The organism is Pseudomonas sp. LP_7_YM (assembly GCF_004364435.1).
Taxonomy (GTDB): Bacteria; Pseudomonadota; Gammaproteobacteria; order Pseudomonadales; family Pseudomonadaceae; genus Aquipseudomonas.
Genome location: NZ_SOCT01000016.1, coordinates 1 through 16084, shown reverse-complemented (window position 1 = coordinate 16084; position 16084 = coordinate 1). Strand labels below are relative to the sequence as shown.

The window sequence follows — 16084 nt, the reverse complement described above, 5'->3', positions numbered from 1 at the left end:
TCTCCTGTTAGTGGTTAGTGAGCTACCGCAGCAGCGCCGTGCTCATCGATGAGCGCGCCGTTGTGGAAACGATCAATGGAGAAAGGTTTGGCCAGCGGGTGCATTTCACCCTGGGCAAGGCTTGCGGCAAACACGTTGCCCGAGCCCGGCGTGGCCTTGAAGCCGCCGGTGCCCCAACCGCAGTTGAAGAACATGTTCGGCACAGGGGTCTTGGAGATGATCGGGCAGGCGTCCGGCGTGGTGTCGACGATGCCGCCCCATTGACGGTTCATCCGCACGCGCGACAGCACCGGGAACATCTCGACGATGGCCTGAATGGTGTGCTCGATCACCGGGTACGAACCACGCTGACCGTAGCCGACCCAGCCGTCGATACCGGCACCGATCACCAGGTCGCCCTTGTCGGACTGGCTGATATACCCGTGCACGGCGTTGGACATGATCACGCTGTCGATAATCGGCTTGATCGGCTCGGACACCAGCGCTTGCAACGGATGGGATTCGACCGGCAGGCGAAAGCCCGCGAGCTTGGCCATATGACCGGAGTTACCGGCCGTCACCACACCGACCCGCTTGGCACCGATGAAGCCCTTGTTGGTTTCCACACCAATGCACACGCCGTTTTCCTTGCGAAAACCGGTCACTTCGGTCTGTTGAATCAGGTCCACGCCCAAGGCGTCGGCGGCGCGGGCATAGCCCCAAGCCACGGCATCGTGACGGGCTACGCCGCCACGACGTTGCACGGTCGCGCCGATGATCGGGTAGCGAGTGTTTCTGGAGCAATCCAGATACGGAATCTCTTCGGCCACTTGCTTGCCGTTGAGCAGTTCGCCGTCTACACCATTCAAACGGTTAGCGCTGACGCGGCGCTCGGAGTCGCGCATGTCCTGCAGCGTATGGCACAGGTTATAGACCCCGCGCTGGGAGAACATGACGTTGTAGTTCAGGTCCTGGGACAGGCCTTCCCACAGTTTCATCGCGTGCTCGTACAGGTGAGCCGATTCGTCCCATAGATAGTTGGATCGCACGATGGTGGTGTTGCGGGCGGTGTTACCGCCGCCCAGCCAGCCCTTCTCGACCACGGCCACATTGGTGATGCCGTGCTCCTTGGCCAGGTAGTAGGCCGTCGCCAGCCCGTGCCCGCCGCCGCCGACGATAACCACGTCGTAGACTTTTTTCGGGGTCGGTGTGCGCCACATGCGTTGCCAGTTTTCGTGGTGGCTGAGGGAGTGTTTTAAGAGGCCAAAGCCTGAGTAATGCTGCATGGTGCTCCTCCTGACTCAGCGGTAAACCGGGAAATCGGCGCACAGCGCGGCAACCTGACCTGCAACGTTGGCCTCGACATCGGCATCGCCAAGGTTATCGAGAATGTCGCAGATCCAGCCGGCCAGCGTGACGCATTGGGTGACTTTGAAACCGCGGGTGGTGACCGCCGGGGTGCCGATGCGCAGGCCCGACGTCACGAACGGTGACTGCGGATCGTTGGGCACGGCGTTCTTGTTCACAGTGATGTGCGCGCGGCCCAACGCGGCATCGGCGTCCTTGCCGGTCAGGCCCTGACGGATCAGGCTGACGAGGAACAAATGGTTGTCGGTGCCGCCGGACACAACGTCGTAACCACGCTCGATAAACACCTGCGCCATGGCCTGGGCGTTATCGATCACTTGCTGCTGATACGCCTTGAAAGTAGGCTCCATCGCCTCTTTGAAACACACCGCCTTGCCCGCGATGACGTGCATCAGCGGGCCGCCTTGGGCGCCGGGGAACACAGCCGAGTTGAGTTTTTTCTCGATTTCCTGGTTGGCCTTGGCCAGGATCAGCCCGCCACGTGGGCCGCGCAGGGTCTTGTGGGTGGTGGTGGTGACCACATCGGCGTAGGGCAGTGGGTTCGGATACAAGCCAGCAGCCACCAGGCCGGCGACGTGGGCCATGTCGACGAACAGCAGCGCGCCGACCTTGTCAGCGATCTGGCGGAAGCGCGGAAAGTCCAGGGTTTTGGAGTAGGCCGAGAAACCGGCAACGATCATTTTCGGCTGGTGCTCGACGGCAAGACGCTCGACTTCGTCGTAATCGATCAGGCCGGTGGTGGTGTCGATGCCGTATTGAACGGCGTTGTACAGCTTGCCCGAAGACGACACTTTCGCACCGTGGGTCAGGTGGCCGCCATGCGCCAGGCTCATGCCCAGGATGGTGTCGCCTGCCTGGATCAGCGCCAGGTAAACAGCGCTGTTGGCCGAAGAACCGGAGTGCGGCTGCACGTTGGCGTAATCGGCACCGAACAGCAGCTTGGCGCGGTCAATGGCCAGTTGTTCGACCTTGTCGACGTGCTCGCAACCGCCGTAGTAACGCTTGCCCGGATAGCCTTCGGCGTATTTATTGGTCAGGCCGCTGCCCTGAGCCTGCATCACGCGCTGGCTGGTGTAGTTCTCCGAGGCGATCAGCTCGATATGATCTTCCTGACGCTGATCTTCGGCGTTCATCGCAGCCAACAGTGCATCGTCATAACCCTGGATCTGGTCTTGCTTGCTGAACATGCGGTTCTCCCAGCGGCGGCGCGGCGCCTGAATGATCGGTAGGGCTTTTGAATTGCCCTTTGGCAGCGATGGTATGGCCGACGCAGACTGCCCAGATGCCTACGCACGCCACACAAAGGCGCGTTTACGACATGGGTTTGCGGGAATACGGGATGCGCGGATGCGACACCGACGTCCTGCAGCAGTCCGACTGCCCGACGGCAGCGGCCCTTGAGCCTGCAACCGCTGGCAAGCCGGACTGCTACAGGGAAATGGAGGGCATCCCCCGGACATGAAAATCCCCGGTCGAGGCCGGGGATTTGGGGGTCGCGAATGTCGTAATCAGACCGACTTTGCAGGCAACTGGCCGTCGGCCCTGAACATCCCACGAATCCCGCGCACCGCCTGACGAATCCGGTCCTGGTTCTCGATCAGGGCGAAACGCACATGATCGTCGCCGTACTCACCAAAACCGATACCTGGCGAGACGCAGACCTTGGCCTCAAGCAGCAGCTTTTTAGCGAACTCCAGCGAACCCATGTGGGCGTAGGCTTCAGGGATCTTGGCCCAGACGTACATCGACGCTTTGGGTATTTCTACCATCCAGCCCAGTTCGTGCAGGCCTTTGACCAGCACGTTGCGACGCTGGCGATATTGCTCAGCGATGTCGAGTACGCATTGTTGATCCCCTTCGAGCGCCGCGATAGCGGCCACTTGCAGCGGGGTGAAGGTGCCGTAATCGTGGTAGCTCTTGATCCGCGCCAAGGCGTTGACCAGCTCCGGGTTACCGACCATGAAACCGATACGCCAGCCGGCCATGTTGTAGCTTTTGGACAGGGTGAAAAACTCCACCGCAATGTCCTTGGCGCCCGGCACCTGCATGATCGATGGCGCCTTCCAGCCGTCGTAGACGATGTCGGCGTAGGCCAGGTCGTGAACCACCAGCACGTCGTACTGCTTGGCCAGCGCGACAACACGCTCGAAGAAATCCAGTTCGACGCATTGCGCGGTCGGGTTGGATGGGAAACCCAGGATCATCATCTTTGGCTTGGGAATCGAGCCGCGAATGGCTTTTTCCAACTCGGCGAAGAAGTCCACGCCCGGCACCAGCGGCACGGAGCGCACTTGCGCGCCAGCGATGACGGCGCCGTAGATGTGAATCGGGTAGCTGGGATTGGGCACCAGCACCGTGTCACCCTGATCGAGGGTGGCAAGCATCAGGTGCGCCAGACCCTCTTTCGAACCAATGGTAACGATGGCTTCGCTCTCAGGGTCGATATCGACCTCGTAGCGCTTTTTGTACCAGTTGGAAATCGCCCGACGCAGACGCGGGATGCCACGCGAAGTCGAGTAGCCGTGAGTGTCTTCACGTTGGGCGACAGTGACCAGTTTTTCGACAATGTGCGGCGGCGTTGCCCCATCGGGGTTGCCCATGCTCAGGTCGATGATGTCCTCACCACGACGACGAGCAGCCATTTTCAGCTCGGCAGTGATGTTGAACACGTAAGGGGGGAGTCGATCGATGCGCGCAAAACGGCGCGGCGAACCTTGATCTGCCATGGAGGCCTCTAAAGACGTAAGCGCCCGGAACCGTCCGAGCGACGCTGGCCACTGCGGTGGCCTGTACGGAAGATAAGGGCGGTAATGGCGGTTTGTCTACAGGGATTTGCAGCCCGCTACGTTTCACCTGTGGGAGCGAATTCATTCGCGATGCAATGTGTCAAACGACCTGTTTACAGCGGATGTACCGCGGTCTCGCGAATGGATTCGCTTGCACAGCCCCCCATTTTGACCCCACTGCGTGGCTAGACAGTCACCATCCGCACCACGAGCAACAGCAAAAAATGCAGCGGATAGATCAGGTACGCCCAGCGCCGCATAGGCCAGACACTGAACGCCGGGCGCCAGCGCAGCAACGCTATACCCAACCACGGCCCCAGCAGACAGGCGATCAGCGCGCCTATGGAAATCGGATCGCCCCAGAGCATGCCATCGATGATCTTCGGCCATTCATTGCTCAACAGGCACACCACGCCGGGCAGCACCGCCAGCCACAGCGACCTGTGCAGTACCAACAGACACGCGGTGGGCAGCAGCACGCCAAAAGCGCCGAACATCAATTGCGCGCTGAAAACAACGCCGATACCCAATGCAACAACACCTGATAGCCGCATGGGCCAGGAGCGGCTGAAAGCCCCCTGCGCCACTAACAGTCCCAACGCCAGCGTTGGCAGGACGTTCAACGTCGTCACTTCCTCAGCCATGTAGAGGCGGTAGGGAAACTCGGCAACGACGGAGAAAACTGCCAGCCATGCCAGATACTTCCAGTCCAGCCTTGGCTGGCTTGCCCGCGCCGCGCCACGCCCGACATTCACCGCAATTGCCAGGCAAAACCAGGCAAACGCAAAGCGTCCCGGCACATAAAGCCCATCGACATGCCAGCCCACATAGCGCAGGTGATCGAGGACCATGCTCAGCACCGCCAGCCACTTGAGCAGGTCCAATGCACGATCACGCACAGGTTGTTCGATTGGATTCGTCTCGCTCATCTCACTTCGCCGTCCGGCTGAATGTTGTGACGCAAGAATGCATGACCAACGTGCCGAAATCTGGTTAAAGTCGCAGCCTTCGATTACAGGGAAGCGGCCATGTCAGACCAAAGCCAGCAGTTTGCCAGCGATAACTATTCGGGAATCTGCCCGGAAGCCTGGGCGGCCATGGAACAAGCCAATCACGGGCATCAGCGTGCCTATGGCGACGACCAATGGACAGCGCGTGCGGCCGATCAATTCCGCCAGTTGTTCGAAACCGACTGCGAAGTCTTCTTCGCCTTCAACGGCACGGCTGCCAACTCACTGGCGCTGTCGTCGCTGTGTCAGAGCTATCACAGCGTTATCTGCTCTGAAACCGCCCACGTCGAGACCGACGAATGCGGCGCGCCGGAGTTTTTCTCCAACGGCTCGAAGCTGCTGACCGCCCGCAGCGAAAACGGCAAGCTGACACCAGAATCTATTCGTGAAGTGGCCCTGAAGCGAGCGGACATCCATTACCCAAAACCGCGCGTCGTCACCCTGACCCAGGCCACCGAAGTCGGCAGCGTGTACCTGCCCGAAGAGCTCAAGGCCATCAGCGACACCTGCAAAGAGCTGGGCCTGAACCTGCACATGGACGGCGCACGCTTCGCCAACGCCTGTGCGTATCTGGGTTGCACCCCGGCAGAACTGACCTGGAAAGCCGGCATCGACGTACTGTGCTTTGGCGGCACCAAAAATGGCATGGCAGTAGGTGAGGCAATTCTGTTCTTCAACCACACCCTGGCCGAAGATTTCGACTATCGCTGCAAGCAGGCCGGGCAACTGGCGTCGAAAATGCGTTTTCTGTCGGCGCCCTGGGTCGGCCTGCTGGAAAACGACGCCTGGCTCAAACATGCACGCCACGCCAATAGCTGCGCGCAACTGCTGGCAGAGCTGGTGAAGGATATTCCGGGTGTGGAGCTGATGTTCCCGGTGCAGGCCAACGGAGTCTTCCTGCAATTATCGGAAGCGGCCATTGCAGCCCTCACCGGCAAAGGCTGGCGTTTCTACACTTTCATCGGCAGCGGTGGCGCCCGCTTCATGTGCTCATGGGACACCGAAGAGGCTCGCGTGCGGGAGTTGGCGGCAGATATCCGGTGGGTGATGGGTGCCTGATGCAACACACCAAACGGTGTGAGGGAGCGCAATAAACTGTGGGAACGAATTCATTCGCCAGACGCCCGTTCAGCCGATAGAGATTTATCGAAAGAACCTGCATCGCGAGTCAATTCACTCCCACAGGATTCATGCAGGGCGGAACATTCGTGCGTGCCCATCAATCCGCAGCAGCACTCACCCCTGCGCAATCACCTTCTCGATCACTCCCACCGTCGCACTGACCTTGTCCTCATAACGGCTCAGCTCTTCGGCATGCTGCTGTTTGAGTTCGATTTGCTTGGAGCACAGGTTCAGCGCCGCCAGTACCAGCAGGCGGTCGCCGATGAGGGTCGGGTAGTTGCGTTTGGTCTCGGACAGCGCCGTCTTGAGCAGGACCACGGCGTCCATCAAGGTCTTCTCCTGCCCTTCAGGCGCCTTGATCGTGTAGTCGTTGCCAAGAATGGAAATGAGCTTGGTGGCGTCGCGGTCGTTGATCATGCGTCGACCGCACTGGCGCTGGTGGCGCGATCAACCAGCGCCTGAATGCGGGCGGCGGTTGCGCCCTGCTTCTCTTCCTGTTCCAGCAGGCTCAACTGCAAGCTGTCGTTGTCATCCCTGGCTTGCTTGAGCGCTTCTGCGAGCGTGCTGTTCGTGTTCTGCAAGTCCTGATTCTGCTGCACCAGGTCAGCGACGAGCTTTTCCAACTGGCTTAGGGATGCTTCCAACATTTTGATTTCTCAGGCAAATTTCAAAGGGCGCGTACGATAAAGAAAAGTCACTCCAGCTACCAGTGAAATCAGGGCTTTGACGCCACTACACCGAACAGACAAGCACTTGTATTACTTCAATTGCGCAAACGCATAACGGACCTGATTGACTGCGTTTTTCCCATCTTGTTCCTGCTATTCGTCAGATCGCCTTCATTGCGAGATAAGTGCACAGCAATGGACCAAAGTGTTCAAGTCTGTGCGGTGGCTACCGATAAGGCATGCATCATCGTGATTATCTCCCCCGCCTCGCATGGATCGCGGCTTTCCCAGGAACCGTCATGTCCCTACGCAATATCAATATCGCGCCCCGCGCCTTCCTTGGTTTTTCCATCATCGGCGTGTTGATGCTGGCGCTTGGCATCTTCGCGTTGATGCAAATGAGCAAGATCAACGACGCGACCGAACAGATGGCGACCAACAGCGTGCCGAGCATCAAGGCTCTGGACAGGTTGACTGAGGCCAGTATTCGCCTGCGCGTGCTCTCCTACCGTCTGTTGCTCAATCGCGATGCCGAAACTCAACGTAAAACCATCGATCTGCTGGCCCAACGCAACAAGCAGATCGAGGACGCGCGCGCTATCTACGTCAAGCTGATTCTGCAGCCGGAAGAACAAGCCGCCTACGCTCAATACGTGAAACTGCTGGGTGACTACCGGCAGCTCGAGGACCGGATGAAGTCCTTGAGCGGCGCCAACAAACTCGACGATTTAACAGCGCTGCTCAACACCGAACTGATGACCAACTCTGACCAGATGAACGTCGTTTTGGCCAAACTGATCGAGATCTGCACTCAGCAGTTCCAAGATGCAAAACAGGTTGCTTCGCAGCAGTATTCGACAGCGATCACGATGGTTGTCACCCTGCTGATCATTGCCAGCGCCTTGACCTTGCTGTTCGCCTGGCTGCTGACCAACAGCATCACACGCCCCATCGCTTCGGCGTTGAACGCGGCTGAGGAAATCGCCGAAGGCGACCTGACCCGCACCATCCAGGTTGATGGCACCGACGAAGCCGGTCGTCTACTCACGGCCATGCTGAAAATGCAGTCCCGGCTGCGCGACACGCTGCAACGCATTTCCGGCTCCGCGACTCAACTGGCCTCTGCGGCAGAAGAGCTCAACGCCGTCACTGATGAAAGCGCTCGTGGCTTGTCGCAGCAGAACAATGAAATCGAACAGGCGGCTACGGCAGTCAACGAAATGACCAGCGCCGTGGAAGAGGTAGCACGCAACGCGGTGAGCACTTCCGAAGCCTCGAAAAACGCGACGACCTCGGCCAGTGACGGGCGTGATCTGGTGCAGGAAACCGTCGGCGCCATCGAGCGCATGAGCAGCGACGTGCAAGGAACTGCAACACTGATCGGCAACCTCGCCGATGAGTCTCGCGACATCGGCAAGGTGCTGGACGTGATTCGTGGCCTGGCGGATCAGACCAACTTGCTCGCGCTTAACGCAGCTATCGAAGCCGCACGCGCCGGTGAAGCCGGTCGTGGCTTTGCGGTAGTCGCCGACGAAGTTCGTGCGCTGGCCCATCGTACCCAGCAATCGACCAGCGAAATCGAGCGCATGATCGGCAGTATCCAGGGCGGTACCGAACAGGCGGTCAACTCTATGCGCAGCAGCACCGAGCGCGCCGAATCGACCCTGAACATCGCCAAGGGCGCAGGCCTTGCGCTGGATACCATTAACAGCGCGGTGGTCGAAATCAACGAGCGCAACCTGGTGATCGCCAGCGCCGCTGAAGAGCAGGCGCAGGTGGCTCGTGAGGTGGACCGTAACCTGGTTAACATCCGTGACCTGTCGACCCAGTCGGCGACCGGCGCCAACCAGACCGTCGCCGCGAGCAATGAACTGTCGCGCCTGGCGGTAGATTTGAATGGAATGGTCGCGCGGTTCAGGTTGTGATCTGCGCCGCCTAACCGGGTCGACGGATCGCGTCTATTAAGGCAGTGGCGGCTAAGGCGGTGGCAGAGAATTCATTCGCGATACGGTTGGTCTGGCGATGAAGATGGCACCGTCTGACCTGACCTCTTGCGAATGAATTAACGCTCACAGGACCACAACCCGGCTACAGGCCGGGTCAGTATTCGATCCGCACATCCCCCTTCGGCACGCTGCAGCAGGACAGGATGTAACCCTCATCCACGTCGTCGTCGGTGATGCCACCGTTGTGGTCCATTTCCACTTCGCCGCTCAGTTTCATCACCTTGCATGTGCCGCAGATGCCCATGCCGCAGGCCTTGGGGATCATCAGCCCGAGCTTGGCGGCGGCGGCGTGCACCGTTTCACCCGGCGCGACACGAATGCTCTTGCCAGTGTCGGTGAACTCGACCTGATGCAGCTCGGCGACATCGATTTCCGGGGCGTCGGCGGCCTGCTCTGCCTGTTCCACCGCGTCGGCCCGGGCTTCCGGCGGCGTCGCACCAAACGACTCTTCGTGGTATTGCTCCATGTTGAAACCGTTGGCCTCCAACAGCCGCTTGACCGCATTCATGTATGGCGTCGGGCCGCAGCAGAACACTTCGCGCTCCATGAAGTCCGGCGCCATCAGTTCCAGCATCTTCTGATTCAGATACCCTCGATACCCTGCCCAGGGCTCGCCCAGCCCATGCTTTTCGCAGACGATATGCAGCGAAAAGTTGTTGATCCGCGACGCCATCTGCTCCAGCTCGCGATGGTAAATGATGTCTTTGGGCGACCGCGAACTGTGGACGAACACCATGTCGACATTGGCGTTGGTGTCGTAGTACCAGCGCGCCATGGACATGACCGGCGTGATGCCGACGCCACCGCTGAGATAGAGAATTTTCGGATTCGGAAAGTCGATGGCATTGAACAGCCCGACCGGCCCGTGAACCGCCAGCTCCTGTCCTTCATGCAGCGTGTCATGCAGCCAGTTGGAGACCTTGCCGCCCGGCACGCGCTTGATGGTGATCGAGAAGCTGTAGGGCACCGAAGGCGAACTGGAAATGGTGTAGGAGCGCATGATCGGCACGCCCTCGATTTCAAGCTCAAGGGTGACGAACTGACCCGGCTTGAAAAAGAACAGGATCGGCTGGTCGGCCATGAAGCAGAAGGTGCGCACGTCCCAGGTTTCCTGGATCACTTTGACGACTCGCACCTGATGGCGGCCATTGGCCCAAGTCTGCGTGTTGACCGGGCTGAGGAAACTCTGGGACATACTCACTCTCCACGGCCGACGGTCGGCCTCTTATGGTGGCGATTCTGCGTAACGCGCGAACCACCTGTTTACCTATCTGCGACATTCACATGCTTATGGCGACCAGCCCCGATCCATCGGGGTTGCGTCGTCGGAAACGGATTCGGCCATGTCGCCCATGGATAAGGTTCGCGCCGCGCCGGGCTACACACTCGCGGTCAATCGAGTACAGATTTTCATCCCTGAGCATGAGCGACAGAACGCACCGCCGCCTTGCCTGCAAAACCACTTACACAACCGTATTGGCCACATTCGTAGACCGATGAGAACGCGGTCTGAGGACTTGAAAGATGGACACCGCAACTCTAAGCCTGGGCGATCCGCTGGAACCCGCACGCAAGGCCACCGCCGAAATGCTGCAAAACCGAGAGCGTACTTACTCGTTGCCGCAGCCTTTCTACAGCGATGAGCGGCTGTTTGAAATCGACATGCAGGAAATCTTTCAGAAAGAGTGGCTGATTGCAGGAATGACCTGCGAGATCCCGGCCAAGGGCAACTTCCTGACCCTGCAGATCGGCAAGAACCCGATCCTGGTGGTGCGCGCTGCGGACGGGTCGGTCAATGCCTTCCACAACGTCTGCCGTCACCGCGGCTCGCGTCTGTGCACCAAGGACAAAGGCAAGGTTGCCAAGCTGGTCTGCCCGTATCACCAGTGGACGTATGAGCTCGACGGCCGCCTGCTGTACGCAGGCACTGAAATGGGCGCGGACTTCGACATGAAGCAGTTCAGCCTCAAGCCTGTGAACTGCAAGGTTGCCGGCGGTTACATTTTCATCAGCCTGGCCAGCAACCCGCCCGCCATCGACGAGTTCCTGCAAACGCTGAACCACTACATGGAACCGTACGACATGGAAAACACCAAGGTGGCGGTGCAAACCACCCTGGTCGAAAAAGCCAACTGGAAGCTGGTGTTGGAAAACAACCGCGAGTGCTACCACTGCAACGCCTCGCACCCTGAACTGTTGAACACCCTGCTGGAATGGGACGACGTTACCGACCCACGCGCCGACCAGGCGTTCAAGGACCACGTCGCCGCCTCCGCCGCCGCTTGGGAAGCCGAGAAGATCCCGTTTGCACACGCCAGCTTCGGCCTGCGCAACCGCATCGTGCGTATGCCACTGCTCAAAGGCACCGTTTCAATGACCATGGACGGCAAACAAGGCAGCAGCAAACTGATGGGGCGCATCAAGAACCCGGACCTGGGCTCGATGCGCATCCTGCATCTTCCGCATTCCTGGAACCACTGCATGGGTGATCACGTGATCGCGTTCACTGTGTGGCCAATCAGCGCGCAGGAAACCCTGGTCACCACCAAATGGCTGGTGCATAAGGACGCCGTTGAGGGCGTGGACTACGACGTCGCGCGCCTGCGTGAGGTCTGGGATGCCACCAACGATCAGGACCGCCGCCTGGCCGAAGAAAACCAGCGCGGCATCAACTCCATCGCTTATCAGCCAGGTCCGTATTCACAGACCTATGAGTTCGGCGTAGTCAACTTCATCGACTGGTACAGCGCCAAGCTGCTGGAAAACATGGGCGCCGAGCCCGCGCCGTATTTGAAGGGTGTGGCGGTTAATCACGAGTAAGCTACGACAGCACGATCACGAGCAAGCTGAACTGGCCTAATGATTTTGGACACCTCAATCGGGCGCTATGATAGCGCCCAAATCCGAGGTGCTTATGGGCATGCGTACTTCTTACTCCAATGAATTCAAACTCAAGGCTGCGGCCATGGTGCTGGACGAGGGGCAATCCGTCCCTTAAGTCGGTGCCAACCTCAGCATAGGCCTTACAGCGCTCCGCCGTTGGGTTGAGCAAGTACGTGATGAGCGCCAGGGAACAATCCCTGTTGGTGCAAAGGCGATCACTGCTGAGCAACTGGAAATCCAGCGACTCACAACCCTGCTCAGGCAAAAAGACCGGGATATCGAAATCCTGGAAAAAAGCCAGTGCTCTTCTGCTTTTGGACTCCAAAAATCATTCGAACTGGTCTGCAAACTGGGCGAGCACTACGGCGTTAACGATTGTTGCCGCGTGTTGGGAGTCAACCGCAGCAGTTTCTACGCCTGGCGTCAGCGCCAGGGTACGGTTAACCCTGCCCGAGTGCGCCTGAGGGAGGCGATAGTGCGCTTTCACAAGGCGTCCAGGGGATCGGCAGGTGCGCTGGCCAGTGATTTACAGAACGAAGGGCATCATGTGGGACGTTATATGGCTCGTAGCCTTATGCGCGAAACGGGGATCGTCAGCTGTCAGCGTCGCCCACACAAATACAAATCGCCCGGCGCAGAGGCGTTGGTAGCACTGCATCTGCTCAAACGAAAGTTTGACGTAGAGGCCCCGAATACCGTGTGGTGCGGGGATGTGACCTACATAAAAGCAGGTGCACGATGGTTATATTTTGCGGCGGTGCTTGACCTGTTTGCGCGCAGGATCGTGAGGTGGTCATTTTCGACGACGCCGGATGCTGCATTGACGTGTGAGGCGTTGCGGATGGCGATAGAGCTACGCGGACACCCTAAGAACGTACTGTTCCACTCGGGCCAGGGCTGTCAGTACACCAGTCATACATTCAGAAATGAGCTGCTGGCTCATGGTTTCAGGCAGAGCATGAGTCTTAAGGGTGAGTGCTGGGACAACGCGGTAATGATGCGTTTCTTCGGCAACCTGAAATCAGAGTGGGTGCCTTCAACGGGATATGAATCAGCTCATGAAGCACGCATGGATGTGCAGGGTTGTGTGATGCGTTACAACAACCAAAGACCTCATAGCTACAACAGCTACCGATCGCCGGTAGCTGTTGAGAAAACGGCGACTTGAGAAACCTAAGCTGGTGTCCAAAATTACTTGACCCGTTCACACAGGCGCCTTACGACTTCAAAGAGCGAGCGTCACCGAACCTGCCCCTCCTCCACCCACAACATCAAGGTCGCCACCGCGCCGTCCTGAAGACTCAGACGCCCTATCAATCCATCCATTAATGAGACGCGCTTGTGGGAATTTATCGATATATCGTCATCTCAATTGTTTCCGATTAATTCAATTCAGATGTGAAAAAGATAATGAACGATAGAGGCAACGCGATGGACAACGGCTTTCAAGCAATATTAGACATTTTTCGCACCCTACAATTGTCGGGGGTATCACATCAGTGAACCATAAGCCATGATTACCGAACCGACTAAATAGATAAAAAAACTGACGGATAAATACAAATCAGCAGAGAAACATCCAAATAAACGCACATTGAAACTGACTTAAAATAACGGGCAGATTAACCACGCCCGATGAAAATTTTAAAATCTGTACCGGGAACTGTCCATATCAGGACAACAGACCGCCAGTTGGTAATATTTTTATCACAAGCAGTAACCGCAGATAATTATGTGGACTACCGCCGGACTACGAAAGCACCGCTGACAGCTATACGCAAAAGGAATATTTATGAATAACGCCGTTAGACCTTATTTCTTTGCCATGGCATGGTCAATCGCTATTTTATATTTAATGTACTGGGATACAAGCCAAAACCCAGGATTACTATTAAAAACAGCAGACTATATTATTTCGATATCCGTGATCGGACACGCACTATACTTGTTCGGTTCGGCGATTAATACCGCCATGACCAAAATCCCAGACTACGCTACCACCAGCCTAAAAAAAACGATCATAGGAAGTTCTCTATTAGCGACCATCAACATTATTGCCGCATGGTTAATCTATAATGATCACACAGGAAAAACCTTGATTGGAGTTTCTTTAGGGTGCTTGATTCCAGCTGCCTCCTTTAACCTTATCCTCTATAGCATTCGCAATAAATTACACAACAAGGAGTAATACTATGAGAGAAATAACTGTTCAAGAGCTCTGTATCGTAACAGGTGCATGTGGGGCAGGCACAACTGCCGGCGCTGCAGGTTTAGGAGGACACATCGGGGCGTCTGCAGGAGGCGGTGCTGGTAGGGTAGTTGGTGGCTACGTGGGCGGTGCAGTCGGGTCTCTGGCTGGGCCAGGAGGTACTGTAGTTGGAGTCGCGGTAGGGCAACAGGTTGGCGGATATGTAGGTACTGGTCTAGGAGCGGGGATGGGTGGGTATGCAGGTAGCGAAATTGCCAGTCATATGTGCCCACCTCCTCCAGAACCTACGGGATTGAATTATTGCGGTGGAGGATACTGATTGGTCGGGCCGAGCAGCGCTGCTCGGTCCTCTAAACCAGCGCTTTGCTGGATACAACAGGACAACCGTAGATATCTACCAAGAAATTGGCAAAGACAAATGGGTAATAATAGACGCGGCGAGGGGCAGGAATCACGCGAGGTTGAAAGTGGAAAACCATCGAATTCACTTGGCTTTTTATTTCGAGATGAATGCATTAATGGAAACTATCCGAATGCGCTTGGCAGGCCTGCCCAGCACCATCGTTCTATGGCCGCAGGGAGAACGGCCTCGGTAGCGATACTATTAATCACCGCAATATTGGCATTCGGATACTTTGGAACCTATACACGTAAAGCCACAGTCAAAGGAGTGCTCGCACCACATCTAGGGACTTCTCATTCGACGTCTCAAACGAGCGGCGTCGTGGAAAAAATATACGTAAAAGAAGGAGAATCCGTGAGGGCGGGACAAAGAATCCTTAAAATATCGAAAGAAAGCACCACATCCAGCGGCCCAACCTTTGCACTTACATCAGAAAAAATCGAAAGCCAGATACGCTCACTTAATTCTAAAAAGAATCTAACGACGCTGAAGCACGATCAAGAGGTGCTGGAGCTTAGCAACATGGCCAGGCAACTTAAAGCTAGAATAACAATACTTAATAAGACTATTCATTTTCAGACCCAGATTGTCGAGGGTAAGAATGAGACAGCAAAAAAATATAATCTGTTGCTGACTGACGGAGCCGTTTCAGTGGTAGCCCATGAAGACGCCAAAAGAGATTATTTGTTGGCTGCGGTAGAGCTACAAAATTCAAAGAAAACATTACACGATATAGTTTCTGAAATTGAAAATATCCCTTTGAAAAAGCGAACCCTCGGTACAGCTTCCGCCATCGCGGTATCTGTGATTAACAGTGAGTTACTGGCCCTTAGCAGAGAACTCCTGAACAATGAGAATTCAAAAGCTGTGTATGTTGTATCGCCCATCGCCGGCACCATTACAGCTATTAACGCCACCGTTGGTCAAACAGTACTACCGGGCACGACGCTAGCGACCACCTATCCCGCCGGAAGTAAACTACAGGCGAATCTCTACACACCGTCTGAAGGAAGGGGATTCGTTGAAAAATCGCAGCGCGCCCATATCAGAATCGCTGCGTTTCCGTTCCAGAAGTATGGAGTCGCGAAAGGAAAAATTATAAGCATTTCAGACACACCTTACCAGAGCAGCGAAATGCCTATACAGCTGGCAGAAATAGTTGACCTCAATAGAAATTACTACAAAACAGTGGTAGAGCTTGAAGAACAACTGATTAGGGCAGACGGCAAGCCCATAAATTTAAGACCCGGCTTGATAGTAGAAGCAGATGTATTACTGGAAACACGAAAAATGTATGAGTGGCTGTTGGCTCCACTTTACTCGTTCACAAAAAAGCATCTCTAAGGACAGGCGGATATGACGATAGATTTTGGAATATCTCGGAATCATTTCGAAAAGCACATTCAAGGTAAAAAACCATACCTATTTAAAAATGCCATATGCAACCATGGTATAGATTGGCACTTAGTTAACCAGTTGATAGGGCGGCACGACCACACCTCGAGTAACTTCAAAATACTGAAGAACGGGCTTATCTTGAAATACGATTACCTAGGGAAGGTCTGAAGTAGCCGGATGTTTTCCGGCTACCGAGTCCTCAGCTCTTTTCAAAAAACGATGCATGTCGAAATTTGCTCAATTCTCTTCGTT

The 16084-nt window shown here is 56.3% G+C and carries 13 protein-coding genes; 6 read left to right on the top strand and 7 right to left on the bottom strand.

The window, feature by feature from the left end; translation table 11 throughout:
• Positions 1 to 14: 14 nt before the first annotated feature.
• The 4 genes from EC915_RS22855 to EC915_RS22840 all read right to left on the bottom strand — a co-directional run bounded on the left by EC915_RS22855 (position 15) and on the right by EC915_RS22840 (position 5062).
• Positions 15 to 1265 (bottom strand): sarcosine oxidase subunit beta family protein, encoded by a 1251-nt coding sequence (locus EC915_RS22855; RefSeq protein WP_133752782.1) that lies wholly within the window; start codon positions 1263 to 1265, stop codon positions 15 to 17.
• A gap of 15 nt (positions 1266 to 1280) precedes the next feature.
• Positions 1281 to 2534 (bottom strand): serine hydroxymethyltransferase, encoded by a 1254-nt coding sequence (gene glyA / locus EC915_RS22850; protein ID WP_133752781.1) that lies wholly within the window; start codon positions 2532 to 2534, stop codon positions 1281 to 1283.
• Positions 2535 to 2855: 321 nt separating this feature from the next.
• Positions 2856 to 4073 (bottom strand): alanine transaminase, encoded by a 1218-nt coding sequence (gene alaC / locus EC915_RS22845; RefSeq protein ID WP_133752780.1) that lies wholly within the window; start codon positions 4071 to 4073, stop codon positions 2856 to 2858.
• 245 nt (positions 4074 to 4318) lie between these two features.
• A complete protein-coding gene (locus tag EC915_RS22840; protein WP_133752779.1) occupies positions 4319 to 5062 on the bottom strand; it encodes a TraX family protein in 744 nt (247 codons plus the stop codon).
• A gap of 99 nt (positions 5063 to 5161) precedes the next feature.
• Between EC915_RS22840 and EC915_RS22835 the strand changes: the two genes are divergently transcribed.
• Entirely contained in the window at positions 5162 to 6202 is a 1041-nt protein-coding gene (locus EC915_RS22835; RefSeq protein WP_133752778.1) for a low specificity L-threonine aldolase, read from the top strand.
• A gap of 177 nt (positions 6203 to 6379) precedes the next feature.
• On the opposite strand, the gene EC915_RS22830 is transcribed toward EC915_RS22835, so the two are convergent.
• On the bottom strand, positions 6380 to 6682 hold the full coding sequence (locus EC915_RS22830; protein WP_133752777.1) for a cell division protein ZapA: 303 nt from the start codon (positions 6680 to 6682) through the stop codon (positions 6380 to 6382).
• Complete coding sequence (locus tag EC915_RS22825; protein WP_133752776.1) at positions 6679 to 6912, bottom strand: hypothetical protein; 234 nt, start codon at positions 6910 to 6912, stop codon at positions 6679 to 6681. The genes EC915_RS22830 and EC915_RS22825 overlap by 4 nt, the downstream gene beginning before the upstream one ends.
• Positions 6913 to 7232: 320 nt before the next feature.
• On the opposite strand from EC915_RS22825, the gene EC915_RS22820 reads away from it, so the two are divergent.
• Complete coding sequence (locus tag EC915_RS22820; protein WP_133752775.1) at positions 7233 to 8858, top strand: methyl-accepting chemotaxis protein; 1626 nt, start codon at positions 7233 to 7235, stop codon at positions 8856 to 8858.
• Between the two features lie 175 nt (positions 8859 to 9033).
• Here the strand turns inward: EC915_RS22820 and gbcB are convergent, their stop codons facing one another.
• The gene (gene gbcB, locus EC915_RS22815; RefSeq protein ID WP_133752774.1) at positions 9034 to 10134 is read right to left on the bottom strand and encodes a glycine-betaine demethylase subunit GbcB; all 1101 of its coding nucleotides are present in this window, start codon (positions 10132 to 10134) and stop codon (positions 9034 to 9036) included.
• A gap of 329 nt (positions 10135 to 10463) precedes the next feature.
• Here gbcB and gbcA point away from each other — a divergent pair, with 329 nt between their 5' ends.
• From gbcA to EC915_RS22790, 4 genes are all read left to right on the top strand, one after another.
• Positions 10464 to 11759: a glycine-betaine demethylase subunit GbcA gene (gene gbcA, locus EC915_RS22805; RefSeq protein ID WP_133752773.1), complete on the top strand. Its 1296-nt coding sequence runs from the start codon at positions 10464 to 10466 to the stop codon at positions 11757 to 11759.
• A 196-nt stretch (positions 11760 to 11955) separates the two neighbouring features.
• Positions 11956 to 12990: an IS3 family transposase gene (locus tag EC915_RS22800; RefSeq protein WP_256658817.1), complete on the top strand. Its 1035-nt coding sequence runs from the start codon at positions 11956 to 11958 to the stop codon at positions 12988 to 12990.
• A 624-nt stretch (positions 12991 to 13614) separates the two neighbouring features.
• The gene (locus EC915_RS22795; RefSeq protein ID WP_133752772.1) at positions 13615 to 14010 is read left to right on the top strand and encodes a hypothetical protein; all 396 of its coding nucleotides are present in this window, start codon (positions 13615 to 13617) and stop codon (positions 14008 to 14010) included.
• A gap of 439 nt (positions 14011 to 14449) precedes the next feature.
• Positions 14450 to 15778, top strand: a complete 1329-nt coding sequence (locus EC915_RS22790) for an HlyD family secretion protein (protein ID WP_133752771.1) — start codon at positions 14450 to 14452, stop codon at positions 15776 to 15778.
• Positions 15779 to 16084: the final 306 nt, after the last annotated feature.

Coding starts and splice junctions, on each gene's coding strand:
- alaC (WP_133752780.1), bottom strand. CDS start 4,073: ATGGCAGATCAAGGTTCGCCGCGCCGTTTTGCGCGCATCGATCGACTC.
- EC915_RS22855 (WP_133752782.1), bottom strand. CDS start 1,265: ATGCAGCATTACTCAGGCTTTGGCCTCTTAAAACACTCCCTCAGCCAC.
- EC915_RS22840 (WP_133752779.1), bottom strand. CDS start 5,062: ATGAGCGAGACGAATCCAATCGAACAACCTGTGCGTGATCGTGCATTG.
- glyA (WP_133752781.1), bottom strand. CDS start 2,534: ATGTTCAGCAAGCAAGACCAGATCCAGGGTTATGACGATGCACTGTTG.
- gbcB (WP_133752774.1), bottom strand. CDS start 10,134: ATGTCCCAGAGTTTCCTCAGCCCGGTCAACACGCAGACTTGGGCCAAT.
- EC915_RS22820 (WP_133752775.1), top strand. CDS start 7,233: ATGTCCCTACGCAATATCAATATCGCGCCCCGCGCCTTCCTTGGTTTT.
- gbcA (WP_133752773.1), top strand. CDS start 10,464: ATGGACACCGCAACTCTAAGCCTGGGCGATCCGCTGGAACCCGCACGC.
- EC915_RS22830 (WP_133752777.1), bottom strand. CDS start 6,682: ATGATCAACGACCGCGACGCCACCAAGCTCATTTCCATTCTTGGCAAC.
- EC915_RS22795 (WP_133752772.1), top strand. CDS start 13,615: ATGAATAACGCCGTTAGACCTTATTTCTTTGCCATGGCATGGTCAATC.
- EC915_RS22790 (WP_133752771.1), top strand. CDS start 14,450: ATGGGTAATAATAGACGCGGCGAGGGGCAGGAATCACGCGAGGTTGAA.
- EC915_RS22835 (WP_133752778.1), top strand. CDS start 5,162: ATGTCAGACCAAAGCCAGCAGTTTGCCAGCGATAACTATTCGGGAATC.
- EC915_RS22825 (WP_133752776.1), bottom strand. CDS start 6,912: ATGTTGGAAGCATCCCTAAGCCAGTTGGAAAAGCTCGTCGCTGACCTG.